Annotated in this window: 19 protein-coding genes; 5 read left to right on the top strand and 14 right to left on the bottom strand. The window is 75.0% G+C overall.

Annotated elements, in window-relative coordinates; translation table 11 throughout:
* Positions 1 to 803 (top strand): helix-turn-helix transcriptional regulator (locus tag ACFQH9_RS17610; protein ID WP_379567231.1); only part of this gene is annotated, 803 nt, incomplete at its 5' end.
* Positions 804 to 837: 34 nt separating this feature from the next.
* Here ACFQH9_RS17610 and ACFQH9_RS17605 read toward each other — a convergent pair.
* Genes ACFQH9_RS17605 through ACFQH9_RS17590 form a run of 4 tightly spaced genes read right to left on the bottom strand, consistent with a single transcriptional unit; the run spans position 838 to position 5,180 of the window.
* Positions 838 to 2,328: an ATP-binding cassette domain-containing protein gene (locus ACFQH9_RS17605; RefSeq protein WP_379567230.1), complete on the bottom strand. Its 1,491-nt coding sequence runs from the start codon at positions 2,326 to 2,328 to the stop codon at positions 838 to 840.
* Positions 2,325 to 3,107: an ABC transporter permease gene (locus tag ACFQH9_RS17600; protein WP_379567229.1), complete on the bottom strand. Its 783-nt coding sequence runs from the start codon at positions 3,105 to 3,107 to the stop codon at positions 2,325 to 2,327. The genes ACFQH9_RS17605 and ACFQH9_RS17600 overlap by 4 nt, the downstream gene beginning before the upstream one ends.
* Entirely contained in the window at positions 3,104 to 4,012 is a 909-nt protein-coding gene (locus tag ACFQH9_RS17595; RefSeq protein WP_379567228.1) for an ABC transporter permease, read from the bottom strand. The genes ACFQH9_RS17600 and ACFQH9_RS17595 overlap by 4 nt, the downstream gene beginning before the upstream one ends.
* Before the next feature lie 16 nt (positions 4,013 to 4,028).
* A complete protein-coding gene (locus tag ACFQH9_RS17590) occupies positions 4,029 to 5,180 on the bottom strand; it encodes an ABC transporter substrate-binding protein (RefSeq protein ID WP_379567227.1) in 1,152 nt (383 codons plus the stop codon).
* Between the two features lie 325 nt (positions 5,181 to 5,505).
* On the opposite strand from ACFQH9_RS17590, the gene ACFQH9_RS17585 reads away from it, so the two are divergent.
* Entirely contained in the window at positions 5,506 to 6,258 is a 753-nt protein-coding gene (locus ACFQH9_RS17585; protein WP_379567226.1) for a helix-turn-helix transcriptional regulator, read from the top strand.
* A gap of 24 nt (positions 6,259 to 6,282) precedes the next feature.
* On the opposite strand, the gene ACFQH9_RS17580 is transcribed toward ACFQH9_RS17585, so the two are convergent.
* Positions 6,283 to 7,701, bottom strand: a complete 1,419-nt coding sequence (locus ACFQH9_RS17580; RefSeq protein ID WP_379567225.1) for a class II fumarate hydratase — start codon at positions 7,699 to 7,701, stop codon at positions 6,283 to 6,285.
* A 205-nt stretch (positions 7,702 to 7,906) separates the two neighbouring features.
* Between ACFQH9_RS17580 and ACFQH9_RS17575 the strand changes: the two genes are divergently transcribed.
* A complete protein-coding gene (locus tag ACFQH9_RS17575; protein ID WP_379567224.1) occupies positions 7,907 to 8,674 on the top strand; it encodes a helix-turn-helix transcriptional regulator in 768 nt (255 codons plus the stop codon).
* 291 nt (positions 8,675 to 8,965) lie between these two features.
* Here ACFQH9_RS17575 and glpX read toward each other — a convergent pair whose 3' ends face one another.
* Positions 8,966 to 10,015 (bottom strand): class II fructose-bisphosphatase, encoded by a 1,050-nt coding sequence (gene glpX / locus ACFQH9_RS17570; protein ID WP_379567223.1) that lies wholly within the window; start codon positions 10,013 to 10,015, stop codon positions 8,966 to 8,968.
* A 193-nt stretch (positions 10,016 to 10,208) separates the two neighbouring features.
* On the opposite strand from glpX, the gene ACFQH9_RS17565 reads away from it, so the two are divergent.
* Positions 10,209 to 10,856 (top strand): DUF4245 domain-containing protein, encoded by a 648-nt coding sequence (locus ACFQH9_RS17565; protein WP_379567222.1) that lies wholly within the window; start codon positions 10,209 to 10,211, stop codon positions 10,854 to 10,856.
* A 103-nt stretch (positions 10,857 to 10,959) separates the two neighbouring features.
* Here the strand turns inward: ACFQH9_RS17565 and ACFQH9_RS17560 are convergent, their stop codons facing one another.
* Genes ACFQH9_RS17560 through ACFQH9_RS17550 form a run of 3 tightly spaced genes read right to left on the bottom strand, consistent with a single transcriptional unit; the run spans position 10,960 to position 13,077 of the window.
* A complete protein-coding gene (locus tag ACFQH9_RS17560; protein ID WP_379567221.1) occupies positions 10,960 to 11,178 on the bottom strand; it encodes an exodeoxyribonuclease VII small subunit in 219 nt (72 codons plus the stop codon).
* Positions 11,171 to 12,406: an exodeoxyribonuclease VII large subunit gene (xseA, locus tag ACFQH9_RS17555; protein ID WP_379567220.1), complete on the bottom strand. Its 1,236-nt coding sequence runs from the start codon at positions 12,404 to 12,406 to the stop codon at positions 11,171 to 11,173. The genes ACFQH9_RS17560 and xseA overlap by 8 nt, the downstream gene beginning before the upstream one ends.
* On the bottom strand, positions 12,403 to 13,077 hold the full coding sequence (locus ACFQH9_RS17550; RefSeq protein WP_379567219.1) for a lipid droplet-associated protein: 675 nt from the start codon (positions 13,075 to 13,077) through the stop codon (positions 12,403 to 12,405). The genes xseA and ACFQH9_RS17550 overlap by 4 nt, the downstream gene beginning before the upstream one ends.
* 103 nt (positions 13,078 to 13,180) lie before the next feature.
* Here ACFQH9_RS17550 and ACFQH9_RS17545 point away from each other — a divergent pair, with 103 nt between their 5' ends.
* The gene (locus ACFQH9_RS17545; protein ID WP_379567218.1) at positions 13,181 to 14,149 is read left to right on the top strand and encodes a 4-hydroxy-3-methylbut-2-enyl diphosphate reductase; all 969 of its coding nucleotides are present in this window, start codon (positions 13,181 to 13,183) and stop codon (positions 14,147 to 14,149) included.
* Here ACFQH9_RS17545 and ACFQH9_RS17540 read toward each other — a convergent pair.
* From ACFQH9_RS17540 to ACFQH9_RS17520, 5 genes are all read right to left on the bottom strand, one after another.
* Positions 14,079 to 14,678 carry a DUF6542 domain-containing protein gene (locus tag ACFQH9_RS17540; RefSeq protein ID WP_379567217.1) on the bottom strand — a complete coding sequence of 200 codons (600 nt, stop codon included), beginning with the start codon at positions 14,676 to 14,678 and terminating at the stop codon, positions 14,079 to 14,081. The genes ACFQH9_RS17545 and ACFQH9_RS17540 overlap by 71 nt on opposite strands.
* On the bottom strand, positions 14,675 to 16,270 hold the full coding sequence (locus tag ACFQH9_RS17535; RefSeq protein WP_379567216.1) for a DNA recombination protein RmuC: 1,596 nt from the start codon (positions 16,268 to 16,270) through the stop codon (positions 14,675 to 14,677). Before ACFQH9_RS17535 ends, ACFQH9_RS17540 begins: the two co-directional genes overlap by 4 nt.
* Before the next feature lie 92 nt (positions 16,271 to 16,362).
* Entirely contained in the window at positions 16,363 to 16,854 is a 492-nt protein-coding gene (locus tag ACFQH9_RS17530; protein WP_379567215.1) for a methylated-DNA--[protein]-cysteine S-methyltransferase, read from the bottom strand.
* Complete coding sequence (locus tag ACFQH9_RS17525) at positions 16,851 to 18,332, bottom strand: AlkA N-terminal domain-containing protein (RefSeq protein ID WP_379567214.1); 1,482 nt, start codon at positions 18,330 to 18,332, stop codon at positions 16,851 to 16,853. The genes ACFQH9_RS17530 and ACFQH9_RS17525 overlap by 4 nt, the downstream gene beginning before the upstream one ends.
* A gap of 133 nt (positions 18,333 to 18,465) precedes the next feature.
* Positions 18,466 to 18,651, bottom strand: a 186-nt coding sequence (locus ACFQH9_RS17520) for a hypothetical protein (protein WP_379567213.1), incomplete at its 5' end; no start/stop codon positions are given.

The following is an 18,651-nucleotide window of genomic DNA, read 5'->3' as shown; positions in this document are numbered from 1 at the left end:
CCCCCCTGCCGCCGCTCGTCGTCGACGACGAGGAGGCGGTCGCGCTGGCCGTCGGCATGCAGGCGGCGACGCAGGGCGCCGTGGCCGGGATCGAGGAACCGGCCCTGCGCGCGCTGACGAAGGTCGTGCAGGTCATGCCGCCCCGGCTGCGCCGCCGGGTGGACGCGCTGCGCGGGGTCACCGTGCCGAGCACCTGGGGCGCCGCCCGCACCGACGCGCTCGATCCCGAGGCGCTGATCGTCGTGGCGCAGGCCTGCCGGGACTCGGAGCGGATCGAGTTCACCTACACCACGCGCCGGCCCGGGCCGACGAACGGTGCGGACGGCCCGGACCGCCCGCTCCGCGACCGGCACGTCGAGCCGCACCGGCTCGTCCCGCTCGGCCGGCGCTGGTACCTGGTCGCCTACGACCTGGACCGGCACGACTGGCGCAGCTTCCGGCTGGACCGGCTCGCCGACCCGCGCCGCACCGGTGCCCGCTTCCGGCCCCGGGAGCTGCCCACCGCCGACGCCGCCGACTTCGTCCAGTCCGGGATCCGCAACCGCCCCGGCACCTGGACCGTGGAGGCCGTGGTCGAGGCGCCCGTCGAGCGCCTGGGCCACCTCGGCCGCTGGGCGACGATCGAACCGCTCGGTCCGGAACGCTGCCTGCTCCGGATGGCGACCGACGACCTCGACTGGCCCCTGCTCGCCCTGGGCGGCTCCGGCGCGGAGTTCGAGGTCCGCTCGCCCCCCGAGCTCGTCGACCGGGTGCGGGAGTGGGCCGGCCGGTTCCTCCGCGCCTCCGGCGACTGTGCGCGATGAGTGGTGCCGGAGCACCACTCACCGCGCACGGGCGTCAGCCGCTGATCTGGACCGTGGTGTCGTCGCCGATGCCGGGCAGGCCCGGGCGGGTGACGGCGTCGGCGGTCAGCTCGCCGACCTCGGTGCGGATCACCAGCCGGGTCACCGGGCCGAGGAAGGTGCTGGTCAGGACGGTGCCGGGCAGGCCGTCGGGGGCGCCGACGAGCAGGGCCTCGGGGCGGACCTGCGTGGTCGCGGCCGCGCCGGGGGTGATCCGGTCCCCGGAGACCGGCACCGTGTTCATCACGCCCACGAACTCGGCGACGAACGGGGTCGCCGGCCGCGCGTAGACCTCCTGCGGCACGTCGACCTGCTCCATCCGCCCTGCGTTGAGCACCGCCACCCGGTCCGCGACGGCCAGCGCCTCGGACTGGTCGTGCGTCACGAACAGGGTGGTGATCCCCTCGGCGAGCTGCAGCCGGCGGATCTCGTCCCGCAGCTGCACCCGCACCCGCGCGTCGAGCGCCGACAGCGGTTCGTCGAGCAGCAGCACGGACGGCCGGACGGCCAGGGCCCGGGCGAGCGCGACCCGCTGCTGCTGGCCGCCGGAGAGCTGGTGCGGGTAGGAGCCGCCGCGGTCGCCGAGCCCGACGAGCTCCAGCAGCTCGGCCGCCCGCCGGGCGCGCTCGGCCCCGCCGACCTTGCGCATCCGCAGCCCGAACGCGACGTTCTCCGCCGCCGTCATCGTCGGGAACAGGCTGTAGGCCTGGAACACCATCCCGGTGTCGCGCCTGCTGGCCGGCACGCCGGTGACGTCGGCGCCGTCGATCCGGATCTCCCCGCTCGTCGGCCGGTCGAACCCGGCGAGCAGCCGCAGCGCCGTCGTCTTGCCGCAGCCGGACGGGCCGAGCAGCGCGAGCAGCTCGCCGCGGCGCAGCGCCAGGTCGAGCCCGTCGAGCGCGCGGGTCTCGCCGAACACCCGGCTGACCCCCCGGAACTCGACCGCGGCGTCCGTCGCCGTGTCCGTGGGGGACTTCTGCACAGCGGTCACGGTGTTCTCCTCCGCGCGGATGGTCGGCTTCACGAGCTCCGCCTCGGTGTTCGTGGTCGGCTTCACGAGCTCCGCCTCGGTGTTCGTGGTCGGCTTCACGAGCTCCGCCTCGGTGTTCGTGGTCGGCTTCACGAGCTCCGCCTCGGTGTTCGTGGTCGGCTTCACGAGCTCCGCCTCGGTGTTCGTGGTCGGCTTCACGAGCTCCGCCTCGGTGTTCGTGGTCGGCTTCACGAGCTCCGCCTCGGTGTTCGTGGTCGGCTTCACGAGCTCCGCCTCGGTGTTCGTGGTCGGCTTCACGAGCTCCGCCTCGGTGTTCGTGGTCGGCTTCACGAGCTCCGCCTCGGTGTTCGTGGTCGGCTTCACGAGCTCCGCCTCGGTGTTCGTGGTCGGCTTCACGAGCTCCGCCTCGGTGTTCGTGGTCGGCTTCACGAGCTCCGCCTCGGTGTTCGTGGTCGGCTTCACGAGCTCCGCCTCGGTGTTCGTGGTCGGCTTCACGAGCTCCGCCTCCGGCGGGTCCCGACGAACGACACGGCCAGCAGCAGCACCCAGGTGAGCAGCAGGCTGGCCAGGGACAGGGCCACCGACACGCCCGCGGCGCTGCGGCCGACCTCCACGACGGCGATCGGGAAGGTGTCGGTGTAGAGCAGGATCCGCGCGATCACGATCTCGCCCAGCACCAGGGCGAGGGTGAGGAAGGCGGCGCCGAGCACCGCGCTGCGGATCGCGGGCAGGACGACCCGGACCAGCGCCGTCGTCATGCCGGCGCCGAGGTTGCGGGCGGCCTCCACGAGGGTCCGCAGCGGGATCGCGGCCAGCCCGTTGTCCACGGCGCGGTAGGCGAAGGGCAGCGCCAGGATCACGTAGAAGGGCGTGAGCGCGCTGGTCGAGGAGTCGAACAGCGCCCGGAACACCGGCCCGCCCAGGTTGGCCTGCACGAAGGCGATGCCCGCGGCCATCACCACCGGCGGGATGACGATCGGCAGGATCGTCGCGCTCTCCAGCACGGCGGCCAGCGAGGGGAAGCGCAGCCGCACCCACACCGCCGTCGGGACCACCAGGAGCAGCACGACCACCGCGGTCAGCAGGGCGATCCGCAGGGAGGTGAGCAGTGCCGAGAGCAGGACCGGGTCCTCGGCGATCCGGGTGTAGTTGGCCACGCCGTAGCCACCGCCGGGGGACCGCAGGCTGAACTCCGCCGACGCGATCAGCGGGACCAGGAAGTAGAGGGCGGCCAGGGCGAGCACGACGACCCGCCAGCGGCGCCCCCGCCTCATCGCCGGCTCCGGCGCGCGGCGCGCCGCTGCAGCCACAGGTAGGCGACCATCACGATCCCGATCACCACCACCATGTCGAGGCCGAGCGCGAGCCCGACGTTGGCCTGCCCGACGAGCACGTTGCCGGACAGCGCGGACGCGATCGCCGTCGGCACCAGCGGGATCGAGCCGCTGGTCAGGGCGAGGGCGGTGGCGTAGGCGGCGAAGGCGTTGCCGAACAGGACCAGTGTGGCGCCGGCGAAGCCGGGTGCCAGCACCGGCAGCGCGACCAGCCGCCAGTAGGACCAGGCCGAGGCGCCGAGGTTCTCCGCCGCTTCCCGCCACTGCGGCAGCAGCCCCTCCAGCGCCGGCGTGATCAGGATGACCATGAGCGGGATCTGGAAGTAGACGTAGGTCAGGGCGAGGCCGGTCAGCGAGTCGATCCGGAAGCCCGAGGCGTACAGGTCGAGCCCCGCCGAGCGCAGCCAGGCCGTCGCGAGGCCGGTCTGGCCCAGCGCGGCGATGAACGCGAAGGCCAGCGGCACCCCGCCGAAGTAGGCGAGCACGCCGGAGGCCGTCGAGACGGTCCGGCGCAACGGCGAGCGGGGCCGGGCGGTCAGGACGGCCTGGGCGAGGAAGGTGCCGAACACGGCCCCGATCACCGCCGTGACCACGGACAGCAGCAGGCTCTGCCGGAACGCCGCGAGGTACTGCGGCGAGGTCAGCGAGGCGACGAGATTGCCCAGGGTCGGGCGGCCGTCGGCGTCCGTGAACGCGCCGCTGATCACGAAGTACAGCGGGCCGCCCAGGAAGACCAGGAAGTAGAGCGCGAAGGGCAGCAGCCCCAGCGCGGCGCGCCACCGCCGCTCCGGGCGCGCGGCGGGCGCGTCCGGAGCGGCGGCGGGCGTGTCGAGCAGCGAGGTCACCGTGCGACGACCGGGATCAGGCCGTGGCGGTGGCCCACTGCTGGGCGACCACCTGCTTGGCCTTGTCGGTCTGCGCCTGGGTCGGGTACTGCGCGGTGCCCTGGACCGGCGGCAGCGCGGCGACCAGCTCCGGGGTGGCCGTGCCGGCCTGCTGCATCTGCGGCAGCCGGACCGGGCGGGCCTTGCCGGCCAGCCACAGGTTCTGACCCTCGTCGGAGTAGAGGAACTCCTGCCAGAGCCGGGCCGCGGCCGGGTGCGGCGCGTTCTTGTTGACCGCCTGCGAGTAGTACTCGGCGAACAGCCCGTCGGACGGGACGTTCACCTTCCACTCGAAGCTCGCCTTCACCTTCTCGGCCTGCGCGACGTTGGTGTAGTCCCAGTCGAGCACGATCGGGGTCTGCCCGCTCTCGATCGTCGCCGCGTTCGGGTCGACCTTCAGCAGGTTGCCGCTCTTGGCCAGCTGTCCGAAGAAGGTCACGCCGGGGGTGATGTCGTCGAGCGAGCCGCCGTTGGCCAGCGCACCGGCCCACACGGAGGCGAACCCGGCCGCCGCCTGCGTCGGGTCGCCGTTGATCGCGACCTGGCCCTTGTACTCGGGCTTGGCGAGGTCGGCGATGGTGGTCGGGCAGTTCGCGACCAGCTTGGCGTTGCAGCCGATCGAGATGTAGCCGCCGTAGTCGTTCACCCAGGCGCCGTTCGCGTCCTTGTTGGCGGCGGGGATGTCGTTCCACGTCGCGACCTGGTACGGGGCGAAGAGCGGGGTGTTGCCGGTGGCGAAGGCCTGGCCGAGGTCCAGCACGTCGGGCGCGCGGTCCTGGGTGCCGAGCTGGTTGACGGCGTTGATCTCGTCCTGGCTGGAGCCCTCCGGGTTCGCCGAGTTCACGGTGATCCCGTACCTGTCGCCGAACGCCTTGATGATCGCGCCGTAGTTCGCCCAGTCCGGCGGCAGCGCGATGACGTTGAGCTGGCCCTCCTGCTTGGCCGCCTGCACGAGCGCGTCCATCCCGCCGCCCGCCTGGGCGGAGGTGGCCGTGGCCCAGCCGCCGGACTCGGAGGAACCGCCGCCCCCGCCGCCGCCCGAGCTGACACACGCCGTGGCCGCCAGGGCCACCGCGGCCAGGCCTGCCGCCAGGGCACCGGCCCGGCCCCACCTCTTCCGCACGCTCATCGCTCTCCTCACCGAACCGTCCCGGCGGCGCGCGCCGCCGCGGCGAAGCCTCACCCGCGTGGGCGGCCGGAGGGTGGCCGGCAGCCGTCGGACGGGTGGCGCTCCGTCGTCCGGCCGGGGAGACCGATCCGAAGGGGCGCAGGAGTTACCTATACCGCCGGACGCCTCGCGGGGAGGGCCGTTACCGAGGTGTGACGGCCGACGGCGCCCGCCGACGCGCCGTGACCGGGTAACCCCGGCGCGTGCGCGGCCGAGCAGTGCCCCGGGTCCGGTGCATCACGGGGCGGGGTCGTGCGCTCTTCCCCGGGGCGGGACGGGAGGAGCGATGGGCACGCGGGCGGAGCGCGAGTGGATGGAGCTCGTCGCGGCGCTGATGGCCGAGCCGCTGGTCGAGATGCCGGTGAACCGGCTGGCCGAGGCGCTCGCCCGCACCTTCGAGACGGCCGGCGTGACCTACAGCGAGGTCGCGCCCGGCGAGCCGGCGCGGCACGTCTGGCTCGACGGCGGGCTCGGCGAGCACTTCGGCGAGCTCGCGGAGTGGAGTGCGTACCGGGCGCACCTGGAGCACCCGCTGCTGCGCTTCCACCTCGCGACCGGGCTGTGGGTGCCGCGGCAGACCCTGGCCGTGCCGACCGAGTTCGACGACCGCTGGATCGCCGACGGCGGCCGGGACCTGGCCGAGTCCTGCTCCGCCCCGAACCAGCTCTCGCTGCCGCTGCGCGCGACGCCGCGCTTCGCGCGCTCGTTCGTGCTCGGGCGGCCCGAGCCGTGGTCGCCGGCCGAGGAGGCCCTCGTCGAGCGGCTGTGGCGGCTGCTCACCGGCCTCGAACGCCAGGTCACCGCGCTGGCGACGGTCAGCGCCGGCAAGGGGCTCGGGACGTCGGAGATCCCGCTGACCCCGCGCGAGCAGGCCGTGCTCGGGCTGCTCGCACAGGGCCTCACGGCGGGCACGATCGCGCGGCGCCTGGCGATCTCCCCGCGCACGGTCCAGAAGCACCTCGAACGCTGCTACGTGAAGCTCGGCGTGACCGACCGGCTCTCCGCGGTCCTGCGCGCCCAGGCGCTGCACCTGGTGTAGCGCCCGGGGCGGAGCGTGTGCCGGCTAGCGGCCGCCCCGCGCCATCCGCAGCACGTCGAGGGCGTCGTCCAGCTGCTCCTCGGTGAGCTTCCCGCTCTCCACGTGGCCGCGCTCCAGCACGACCTCGCGGATGGTGCGCCGCTCCTTGAGCGACTGCTTGGCGACCGACGCCGCCTCCTCGTAGCCGATGTACTTGTTCAGCGGCGTGACGATCGAGGGGGAGGACTCGGCGTACTCGCGGGTGCGGTCGAGGTCGGCCTCGGCGCCGGCGACCACCTTGTCGGCGAGCAGCCGCGCGGCGTTCGCCAGCAGCCGCGCCGACTCCAGCACGTTGCGCGCCATCACCGGCATCATCACGTTGAGCTCGAGGTTGCCCTGGCTGCCGGAGAAGGCGACGGTCGCGTCGTTGCCGATGACCTGCGCCGCGACCATCATCGTGGCCTCGCAGATCACCGGGTTGACCTTGCCGGGCATGATCGACGAGCCGGGCTGCAGGTCGGGCAGGTGCACCTCGGCGAGCCCGGTGCGCGGGCCCGAGGAGAGCCACCGCAGGTCGTTGGCGATCTTGTAGAGCGAGACGGCCACGGTGCGCAGCGCGCCCGAGGCCTCCACCAGCCCGTCGCGCGAGCCCTGGGCCTCGATGTGGTCGGGCGCCTCGGACAGCGCGTCGAGCCCGGTCGCGGCCTTCAGCTCCTCGACGACGGCGGCGCCGAAGCCCTCCGGCGCGTTCAGCCCGGTGCCGACCGCGGTGCCGCCGATCGGCAGCTGGCCGAGCCGGGGCAGGACGTCGCGCACCCGCGCGGCGCCGTACCCGGCCTGGGTGGCCCAGCCGCCGGCCTCCTGGCCGAGCGTGATCGGCACGGCGTCCATGAGGTGGGTGCGGCCGGCCTTGACCACCTCGGCCCAGTCCTCCGCGCGGCTGCGCAGGGTCGCGGCGAGGTGCTCCAGGGCCGGCACGACGTCCGTGGCCAGGGCCTCGGTGGCGGCCAGGTGGATCGTGGTCGGGAAGACGTCGTTCGACGACTGCGAGGCGTTGACGTGGTCGTTCGGGTGCACGTCCTGCCCGGACGCCCGGGTGGCCAGGGTCGCGATCACCTCGTTGGCGTTCATGTTCGACGAGGTGCCCGAGCCGGTCTGGAAGACGTCGACCGGGAAGTGGGCGTCGTGCTCGCCCGCGGCCACCTCGTCCGCGGCGTCCGCGATCGCGCCGGCCAGCTTCTCGTCGAGCACCCCGATCCGCCCGTTGACCCGTGCCGCGGCCCCCTTGACCAGGCCGAGGGCACGGATCTGGGCGCGTTCGAGGCCGCGCCCCGAGATCGGGAAGTTCTCGACGGCACGCTGGGTCTGCGCACGGTAGAGGGCGGAGGCCGGGACCCGGACCTCGCCCATGGTGTCGTGCTCGATGCGGAACTCGCCGGTGCCGCCGGCCGCGTCGTCGCTCATGGCCTCATCCTCCGCCTGAGGGTGCCCTTACCGCTCGGTCCGATGACCGGGATTACATCCTCCGTGGGATCGTCGCCGCGCGCCCGGCGGAGGCCCGTGGGCCGGGCGGGCGGAATCGCCGAAGCGGGTATGTGCAGCGGTAACGATCAGCTCTCCGTATCGGAACCACTACGCAGGCGGTGTCGACGGAGGGGGTCGGTACGCCATGTCGGGCCGGGACGACGGGGACTGGTTGGAGTTCACCGCGGAGCTGATGCGGGAGCCGCTGACGGAGCTGCCGCTGGACCGCGTGACGCTGATGCTGCGGGAGACGTTCGGCGGCGGCGCGGTCGCGGTCAACGACTTCCGTGCGGACGGGACGATCGACGGGAGAGTGCTCCCGGTGGAGGCGTCGCTCGAGGGGCACCGGGCGGACCTCGACCGGTGGGGTCCCGACAACGCGCACACCCATCCGATCGCGCAGTACTACCGCGCCACGGGCGACGTGCGGGTCATGCAGGTCGCCGAGGTGCCGAGCACGCTCGTCGACCTGCGGGCCTACGGGGAGGGCGCGGCGCTGCTCCGCGACTGCGGGGTGGGCCAGCAGCTGGCCTTCCCGATCGGGCCCGGGCCGGCGCCGCGCACGTTGGTGGTCGGCAAGCCCGAGGTGTACGGGCCGGGGGAGATGACGCTCGCGCACCGCGTCTGGCGGGTGCTGAACGGCCTCGACCGCCAGGCCCGCGCCTACGCCGCGGCGCTGCGGAACAGCTCGGCGGCGGGGCGGGACGTCGCCAGCGCCATCCGGCTCACCCCGCGGGAGCGCGCGGTGCTGGGGCTGCTCGCCGAGGGGCTGACGGCCGGCGCGATCGCGCGGCGGCTCGACATCGCCGAGCGCACCGTGCACAAGCATCTCGAGCGCTGTTACTCGAAGCTCGGGGTGGCCGACCGGCTCACGGCTGTGCTGGCCGCACAAAGGCTCGGGCTGGTGGCCTGAGCCCGGCGACCGACGGGCGCTTCACGGAAGGCGATCAGCGTGCCCCGTTCGGCCGAACGGGCGGATACGCAAAGTTGTCGATGCCGCCGTCCGGGCTCGGGGAGCACCATGTGAGCGAGCCGCCGGAGGGGCGGTGGCCCAGGGGTGGCACCCGGCGGGTGTCCGACCCGGTGCGGGGCAGGGCACGGTCCCGCACCGGGCACCCCGCGGCCCACCCGCCGCCCCCGGGTGCGGCTCCCACGGGCCACGCCCCGCGAACCTGCTGCCTGCGGAGTCCGCCGCGGCGCCCGGTCAGGGCAGCGGCGGGGCCTCGACGTCCTCGTGGCTCGGGCTGTCGAAGTCGATCGACGCGTACTCGCGCAGCTTCGTGAGCCGGTGGTAGCCGTCGATCAGCCGGACGGTGCCGGACTTCGACCGCATGACGATGGACTGGGTGGTGCAGCCGCCGGCGCGGTAGTGCACACCGCGCAGCAGGTCGCCGTCGGTGACGCCGGTGGCGCAAAAGAACACGTTCTCGCCGGTGACGAGCTCGTTCGTGGTGAGCACGCGGTCGAGGTCGTGCCCGGCGGCGATCGCCTTGGCGCGCTCCTCGTCGTCCTTGGGCCAGAGCCGGCCCTGGATCTCCCCGCCCATGCACTTGAGCGCGGCGGCGGCGATGATCCCCTCAGGGGTGCCCCCGATGCCCACCAGCATGTCGACGCCGGTGGAGGGGCGGGCGGCGGCGATCGCGCCGGCCACGTCGCCGTCGGAGATGAACCGGATCCGCGCGCCGGTGGCGCGCACGTCCTTGACGAGCTGCTCGTGGCGCGGCCGGTCGAGGATGGTGACCGTGACGTCCCGGACGTCGATCTCCTTGGCCTTGGCCACCGCGCGGATGTTGTCACCGACCGATTTGGTGATGTCGATGTGCCCCGCGGCGTCCGGCCCGACCGCGAGCTTCTCCATGTAGAACACGGCCGACGGGTCGAACATCGCGTCCCGCTCCGCGACGGCGAGCACCGCCAGGGCGTTGGGCATGCCCTTGGCCATCAGGGTGGTGCCGTCGATGGGGTCCACGGCGACGTCGCACCACGGGCCCTCGCCGTTGCCCACCTGCTCGCCGTTGTAGAGCATGGGCGCCTCGTCCTTCTCGCCCTCGCCGATCACGACGATCCCGCGCATCGACACGGTCCCGATCAGCTGGCGCATCGCGTCGACCGCCGCCCCGTCGCCGCCGTTCTTGTCGCCGCGGCCGACCCAGCGCCCCGCCGCCATCGCGGCGGCCTCCGTCACGCGCACCAGCTCCATGGCCAGGTTGCGGTCCGGGGCCTCGCGGCGTCGCTCGGGCTTGGGTCCAGTCATCGGGCCTCCTTGGCTCGGGGTACACCGGTCGCATCGGGAGGTCGGCTGCGCGGCCGACCCCCGGCCCCGTCGCGCGGCGGGCTCGGCGGCGGCGGGGGATCCGGGTCCGATCCTCGCAGAACAGGCGGCCCTACGGGGTGCAGAGCGACGGACGCCATGCACACCGCCGGGCGCGGTGGGGGACGATGGACGGGTGAGCGCCGACCCGTCCCCCGCCCCGCAGGGCCCGTCGCAGGGTTCCTCACCGGGGCCACCGGCCAAGCCGCCACGCGGCTCGCTGCGCGTGCGGGACATGCTGACGGCCCTCGCGGTGCTGCTCGTGATCGTCCTGGTCGGTGGTGGGGTGCGCTCCTGCTCCTTCGCACCCGGCGGCCCGACGATCGACCCCGGCGCCGCGCCGACGGTCGACGTGCCGGCCCGGCTCGCGGAGTTCGCGCGGGTCTCCGAGTTCCCGCTGCGCATCCCCGCCGTTCCGCAGGGATGGCGGAGCAACTCCACCGACCGCAGCCCGGTGGAGGGCGGCGGCACCGCCGTCCGGGTCGGCTACCTGACGCCGGACGGCAGGTACCTGAGGCTCGTGCAGAGCGACGGCGCCGAGGAGGCCCTCGTGGCCACCGAGGCCGGCGGGCCCCTGGCCGGGACCGGGGTGACCGACGCCGGCGGCCTGCGCTGGGTGACCTACCAGGCCGAGGGCGGCGAGCCCTTCCGCGTCGCGCCCGCCCCGGACGACCCGCAGGTCCGCTGGCTGGTCACCGGCAGCGGTACGGACGCCGAGTTCGCGGCCCTCGCCCGGGCGACGGTGGCCGGCCAGGTCCTTCCCGCGGGCGCCGAGCAGAACTGAGCTCCTTGCCGCAGCGGGAGGAGGCCCGGCGCTCCCTCGGCACTGCGGGCACGGCGACATCCTGCGGGAGCAGATCCTCGCGGCGCGCGGCCGAGCGGCTCGGTCAGTCCTCGGCCTCGGCATCGGCGAGGGCCTTCTCGACCCGCTCCCGCGCCCCGGTCAGGCACTCCTCGCACCGCCGGGCCAGCGCCTCGCCGCGCTCCCAGAGCGCGACGGTCTCGTCGAGACCCAGCCCGCCCGCCTCCAGGGCGCGCACGACCTCGACCAGCTCGTCGCGGGCCTGCTCGTAGCCGAGGGTCCCGACCGGGGGGCGTTCACTCATCGCGGCCATCCTCCACGGCCGCCGCGACCGTCCCGTCGCCGACCCTGATCCGCAGCCGGTCACCGGGCGCGACCTCGGCGGTCGACCGCAGCACCGGCAGGATCCCGTCGCCGGTCATCCGCTGCACGATCGCGTAGCCGCGGGCGAGCGTCGCCGCCGGGCCCAGGGCGGTCAGCCGGGCGCGGAGGTGGGCGATCTCCGTGCGGTCCCGGTCGATCCGCCGGTCGACCGCCGCGCGGGTGGCGACCCGCAGCCGCTCCAGCTCCTCGTGCCGGCGGGTCACGTCCCGCAGGGGGTCGGCGAGCACGGGCCGGGCCCGCAGCGCGTCGAGCATGCGCTGCTCGCGGTCGACCCAGCCCTGCAGGGCCCGTCGCCCGCGGTCGCGCAGCCCGGTGATCCGGGCGATCTCCTCGGCGAGGTCCGGCACGAGCCGGCGGCCGGCCTCGGTGGGGGTGGAGCAGCGCAGGTCGGCGACGTGGTCGACGAGCGGGGTGTCCGGCTCGTGGCCGATCGCCGACACGACCGGGGTGCGGCAGGCGGCGACGGCGCGGCACAGCGTCTCGTCCGAGAAGGGCAGCAGGTCCTCGACGCTGCCGCCGCCGCGGGCGAGCACGATGACGTCCACCGCCGGGTCCCGGTCCAGGATCTCGAGCGCCTCGACGATCTGCGCGACCGCGAGCCCGCCCTGGGTGGCGGTGTTCTCGATCCGGAACTCCACCGCGGGCCAGCGGGCCTGCGCATTGGAGACGACGTCGTGCTCCGCCGCCGACGCCCGGCCGGTGATCAGGCCGATCCGCTGCGGCAGGAACGGCAGCCGGCGTTTCCGGGCCGGGTCGAACAGCCCCTCCGCGGCCAGTAGCCGGCGCAGCCGCTCGATGCGGGCCAGCAGCTCACCGAGCCCGACGGCGCGGATCCGGTCCACGCGCAGGCTCAGCGTGCCGCGGCCCGGGAAGAACGAGGGCTTGCCGCGCACGATCACCCGGTTGCCCTCGGCGACCACCTCGCGCTGCTCGGCGACCAGCGCCATCGGCGCCGTGAGCTGCAGGGACACGTTCGCCACGGGATCGCGCAGGGTCAGGAACGCGGTCCCGGTGCCGACCCGCGCGGTGACCTGCGCGAGCTGGCCCTCGACCCAGACCGCGCCCAGCCGGTCGATCCACTCGGCGATCTTGCGGGTGACCGTGCGGACCGGCCAGGGCGACTCCTCGGTGGAGGGGCCGGCGCTCATCCCTCCTGGACCGTGGCGATCCGGTTGGACAGCATCGTGACGAACGGCGGCCGGTTCTCGTGCGAGGTCTCCCAGATCAGCAGCGCCTGCAGCCCGGCCAGGTCGAGCTTGCGGAGCTTGCCGCGCAGCTGGTGCAGGTTCATGCCGGGGTACTCGGGCAGCACGGCGGGCGGGGTGTCGGCCTCGGCGCCGAGGGTCTGCTCGGCGATGTCCTCGATCGCGGCGCCGGCGGCCCGGTCGCCGGGCTGGGCCAGGTGGTCGCCCTCGACGGTGTCCTCGAGCCGACGGTCGGGAGCGTCCTCGACCGTGCCCTCGACGACCGGCGCGGCCCCGGCCGCGGGCTCGACGTCCGCGCCGGGCGCGGGCACGAGGTCGGTGCTGGGGCTGATCGGGGACGCGGCGGCACGGCCGTTGGGCGCGGGCTCGTCCACCTCGTCGTCGAAGGTGGCCCAGGACGGGGTCTCGGGGGCCTGGCCGAACGCGCCGAGGGCCTTGTCACCCTTGATCGCGAGCTCGGTGACCTTCTGCTGCACGCGCATGGACGCCTGCAGGGCCTGGCTGACCGCGGTCACGGGGAACTCGACGACCAGGCGCGGCAGCTCGCGGACCTGCTCGACGGCGGTGGCGGCCAGGCCGGCGGCGATCCGCACCGGCATCGGTAGCGGGCTCATGACCGCATTGTCCCCCGTGATCGGCGCCGCCCGCAGCACGGGGCGGGGTCAGCTCACCCACATCCGACGGCGGCGGGGATCGGGCGCCCGTACCCTGGGCCCCATGAGTGGTACCGCCGGATCGGACGGCAAGCGCGTCCTCGTCGCGAAGCCCCGCGGGTACTGCGCGGGGGTGGACCGCGCGGTGGAGGCGGTCGAGCAGGCGCTCGAGCAGCACGGGGCGCCCGTCTACGTGCGCAAGCAGATCGTGCACAACAAGCACGTCGTGGAGACGCTGAGCGAGCGCGGCGCGATCTTCGTCGACGAGACGAGCGAGGTGCCGGAGGGCGCGATCGTCGTCTTCTCCGCGCACGGCGTGTCCCCCGAGGTGCGCAGTGAGGCCACGGCGCGCTCGCTGAGGACGATCGACGCCACCTGCCCCCTGGTCACGAAGGTGCACCAGGAGGCCAAGCGGTACGCCCGCGAGGACTACGACATCCTGCTGGTCGGGCACGCGGGGCACGAGGAGGTCGAGGGCACCTCCGGTGAGGCCCCGACCCACATCCAGCTGGTGGAGAGCGCCGCCGACGCGGACAAGGTCACCGTGCGCGACCCGGAGAAGGTCGTGTGGCTCTCCCAGACCACGCTGTCGGTCGACGAGACCATGGACACGGTCCGCGCCCTGCGCGACCGCTTCCCGACGCTGCAGAACCCGCCGAGCGACGACATCTGCTACGCCACCCAGAACCGTCAGGTCGCGGTCAAGGCGATGGCCCCGCACTGCGACCTCGTGCTGGTCGTCGGGTCGCCGAACTCCTCGAACTCCGTGCGGCTGGTCGAGGTGGCGCTGCAGGCCGGGGCCGGCGCCGCACATCTGATCGACTACGCCCGCGAGATCGACGAGTCGTGGCTCGAGGGCGTGACCACCGTCGGCGTGACGAGCGGCGCGTCCGTGCCCGAGGTGCTGGTCCGCGGCGTGCTCGAGCACCTGGCCGAGCGCGGGTGGGGGTCGGTCGAGGAGGTCACGACCGCCGAGGAGACCCTGACCTTCGCCCTGCCCCGCGAGCTGCGCCCGAGCCGCGCCGGGCGCTGACCGGCGGCTCGTCCACCGCCGGCTCGGGGAGGTCGCGGTCCCGGCCGCGCACCCCGAGTCGGCCCAGCCGGCTCACGGCGTCGTGCGGGCCGGTGCGCTGCACGATCAGCCGCAGCAGGCCGATCAGCAGCGTGAGCCCCGTGGCGACCGCCATGATCGGGAAGCCGTTGACCAGCGGCGCGCCGACCATGAGCACGGTCTCGGTGAGGCCGGGCCCGGTGTCGCCGACCAGCAGCACGATCGCCGGCACCAGCACGACGACCAGCAGCGGCGGTTGCACCATCGGGCCGAAGAGGTTGCGCCGGCGCACCCACCCCACGGCGAGCACGCAGCCCACCACGTAGGTGATCCCAAAGATCACCCCGAGGGTGCCGATCCGCAGCACGTCGACGAACACGCCCAGCGCGGTCAGCACCACCGCGAGGGCGACGGCCGCGAGCGGCGGGATGCCCAGCACGGTGGCGAGCGCCGACCGTTCGGTGACCGGCCAGCCGCCGGAGGACCGCGGGGAGGGGTCGCGCGACGTCACCCGTTCACGGTAGCCCGTGGCCCGTCCGGCCCCGCGTCGCGCGTCGGCCGGCGGCCGGCGGCCTCGCCGTCCCGGGGCACCTCCCGGTGCGCCTCCCGCGCCCCGGGCTCGGGCACCAGCTCGTGCAGCGCGATCAACGACTCCCCGGCGGAGGCGACCAGCTCCGGCGCGGACACCGCCCGCGGCACCCGCTCGACCGGGCTCGGCGCCTCCAGGTCGCCCTCGGACACCTTGAGCTCGGTGAGCCGCCGCGCGGTGACCAGCACCCGGGCCTCGAGTGAGGAGACGGTGCGGTTGTAGCTCTCGACCGCCCCGTCGAGGCTGCGGCCCAGCCTGGCGACGTGCGTGCCCATCGTGGCGAGCCGGCCGTGCAGCTCCCGTCCCAGCTGGTGCACCTGCGCGGCGTTGCGCGCCAACGCCTCCTGCCGCCAGCCGTAGGCGACGGTGCGCAGCAGCGCGATCAGCGTGGTGGGGGTGGCGATCACGACGTTGCGCGCGAAGGCGTGCTCCAGCAGGGCGGGATCGGACCGCAGCGCGGCCTCCAGGAACGGGTCGCCCGGCACGAACAGCACCACGAACTCCGGCGTCGGCTCGAACGCGGCCCAGTAGGCCTTGGCTGACAGCTGGTCCACGTGCGCGCGCAACTGCCGGGCGTGGGACTGCAGCTTCTCGCGGTGCACGGCCGGGTCCTCCGTCTCGACGGCCTCCAGGTACGCCGCGAACGGCACCTTGGCGTCGACCACGATCTGCTTGCCGCCCGCGAGGTGCACGACCATGTCCGGGCGCACCCCGCCCTGGCCCTCGGCCGCCCCCTCGCCGGTGACCTGGGTGGAGAAGTCGCAGTGCTCGACCATGCCCGCGAGCTGCACGATCCGCTCCAGCTGCAGCTCGCCCCAGCGCCCGCGGACCTGCGGCGCGCGCAGCGCGGTGACCAGCTGACGGGTCTCGCCGCGCAGCTTCTCCGAGTTCTGCGCCATGGCCTTGACCTGCTCGACCAGGCCCGCGTACGCCGCCTCGCGCTCCCGCTCGACGGTGCGCAGCTGGCCCTCCACCCGCTGCAGCGCCGCCGCCATCGGGTCGAGCAGCTTGCCGATCGCCGTGGCGCGCGCCGACTCGTCCTGCTCGGCCTTGGCGTGCAGCGCGGCGGCGGCCTCGCGGATACGCCCCTCGGCGAGGCGGACGAACTGCTCGTTGTTGCGCGACAACGCCTCCGCCGACAGCGCCTGGAAGGTCTCGCGCAGCTCCGCGTCCCGCGCCGTGAGCAGCCGCTCGCGCTCCAGCGCCGCCTCGCGCTCGCCGGCCAGCGCGGCCCGGGTGGCGGACACCTCCGACTCCGCGCGGCGCAACCGCTCGGTGGCGGTGCGCACCTCCTCGTGCAGCTCCTCGATGCGCTCCAGCAGCCCGGTCCGCTCGGCCTTGAACGCCGCGGCCTCGGCCCGCACGCCCGCGGCGGCGGTGGCGGTGGCACGCGCGGCCTCGGCCGCCGCCACCCGGTGCCGCGCCCCGGCCAGCAGCCACGCCAGGCCGCCCCCGACCGCCAGGCCCAGCAGGAGCCCGGCGAGCAGGAGCGGCAACGCGTTCTCCAGATCCACGATCAGCAGGGTGCACCCGACCCCCGACAATTCCGGGGACCGGCGCGCAGCCCCGGTGGAACCGCCGCGTCGTGAGCGCCACCATCAGAGGATCAGCGGGTCTCGCGGTCGAGCAGGGACCGCTTCACCGGCAGGCCCCAGCGGAAGCCGCCGAGCGTGCCGTCCGTGCGCAGCACGCGGTGGCAGGGCACGAAGAGCGCGGCGGCGTTGCGGGCACAGGCGGAGGCAGCGGCGCGCACGGCCGCGGGCCGTCCGGCCTTCGCGGCGAACTCGGTGTACGTCACCGGGCCGCCCGCCGGGACCTGGCGGAGCACCTGCCAGGCGTGCTCCAGGAACGCGCCGGAGCGTTGTCGGACCGGCACACCGTCCACCGCGGACAGCGCACCGGCGTAGTAGGCGCGCACCGCGTCCGCGGCCGCCCCGCCGTCGCCGGACTCCACGGTGGACGGCCGGAGTGCACTGTGCACGAGGGGGAGGAGGTCGCCGAGGTCGGCGGTCCAGCCCGAGGCGAGGACGGCGCCGTCGTCCGCGACGACCAGGGTGAAGGGGCCGTCGGGGGTGTCGAGGGTCGTGTGGGTGCTCATGGGGTCCTCCCGTCGATCGGGGTGGCGGCGGCGCGCCAGAGGTGGGTGGCGGCGTACGACCTCCACGGCCGCCAGCGGGCCGCGTGCCGGGTCAGGCCGTCCACATCGGACGGCAGGCCCAGCGCCGCGGCCCCGCGGCGGACGGCGAGATCGGACACCAGGGGTTCGTCGGGGTCGCCGAGCAGTCGCATCGCGACGTAGCCGGCGGTCCAGGGGCCCACGCCCGGCAGTGCCTGCAGCTCCGCGCGCAGGGTGGCCGGGTCGCGTCCGGCGTCGAGGACGAGCGTGCCGTCCGCCACGGCGGTCGCCAGCCCTGCGAGGGCGGCCGCCCGGCGCGCCGGGCCGCCGACGGTCCCGGCGACGTGCTCCGCCAGCCGGTCGGCGGACGGGAAGAGCCGGTCCGGGCCGTCGCCGGCCAGCTCCGCGGGCAGCGGGTCACCCAGCGCGGCGACGAGCCGGGCGCCGGTGGTGCGGGCCGCGGAGACCGATACCTGCTGGCCGAGCAGGGCCTTGACGGCGATCTCGAGGCCGTCGGCGGCACCGGGCAGCCGGATCCCGGGCGTCGCCGCCACGGCCGGCGCGAGCGCCGGATCCCGGCCGAGCAGCTCGTCGACGGCGACGGGATCGGCGTCGAGGTCCAGCAGCCGGCGCAGCCGCGCCACCGCCGGGCCCAGGTCGCGCGGCTCGGTGAGCCGCAGCTCGGCCCGCACGTGGCCCGGGGTCCGGTCGCCGAGCCGCAGCGCGACCGCGGCCGGGCCGTGCGGCAGCCGGAGCGTCCGCCGGTAGACCCCGTCCTCGACGGACTCGGCCCCGGCCAGCGCGCGGCCGGCGAAGTGGGCGAGGAGCCCGGCGGCGTCGAACGGCTCGCGGTGCGGCAGCCGCAGGCTCAACGTGCCCGCGACCGGGGCGGGCCCGCGTCCGGCGGACTCCCGGCGCAGCACGCTGGGCGTGACCGCGTACACCTCCCGAACGGTGTCGTTGAACTGGCGGACGCTGGCGAACCCGGCGGCGAACGCGATGTCCGCCATGGACAGCGGCGTCGTCTCGATCAGCAGGCGGGCCGTGTGGGCGCGGTGCGCCCGGGCCAGGGCGAGGGGCCCCGCGCCCAGCTCGGCCGTGACGATCCGGGTCAGGTGGCGTTCCGAGTAGCCCAGCGCGGCGGCCAGGCCGGCGACCCCGGCGCGCTCGACGACGCCGTCGGCGATGAGCCGCATGGCCCGGGCGGCCAGGTCGGACCGGCTGTTCCAGTCCGGAGACCCGGGGACGGCGTCGGGCAGGCAGCGCCGGCAGGCGCGGTAGCCCTGCTGCTGCGCGGCCGCCGCGGTCGGGAAGAACTCGACGTTGCGGCGCTTGGGTGTGGTCGCGGGGCACGAGGGCCGGCAGTAGATGCCGGTGGTGCGCACCGCCGTGATGAAGACGCCGTCGAACCGCGAGTCGCGCGCGGCGACGGCCCGGTAGCAGCGTTCGGTGTCCAGCACGGGAACGACTCTGCCACCCCGCGGAACCCGGTTCTCGCGGGAATCGGACACGAGCGTGCAAGGGCCCTCCTCCCGTTCTGACCGGCCGCCGACCCGCGCCGGCAGCCCGATCCCGCCGCCTCGGCGGCACGGGTCAGCCCAGACGGCAGAGGTTCCCGTCGAGCACGCCGGCCGCACAGGCACGGCGGACGGCCGCACGGGTGTCGGGGCTCAGGCGCTCGGCGATCGCCCGCGCCCGCTCGCGCCGCGCCTCGCCCCGGCGGGGCTGCGCCGCGGCGCTCTGCCGGTGGGCCACCGGCACGGGCCGGGCGGCGACGGG

Source organism: Pseudonocardia lutea (genome assembly GCF_042658055.1).
GTDB classification, from domain to species: domain Bacteria; phylum Actinomycetota; class Actinomycetes; order Mycobacteriales; family Pseudonocardiaceae; genus Pseudonocardia; species Pseudonocardia lutea.
Note: the sequence above shows the minus strand (reverse complement) of the source record. Positions and strands in the feature narration are given on the sequence as shown.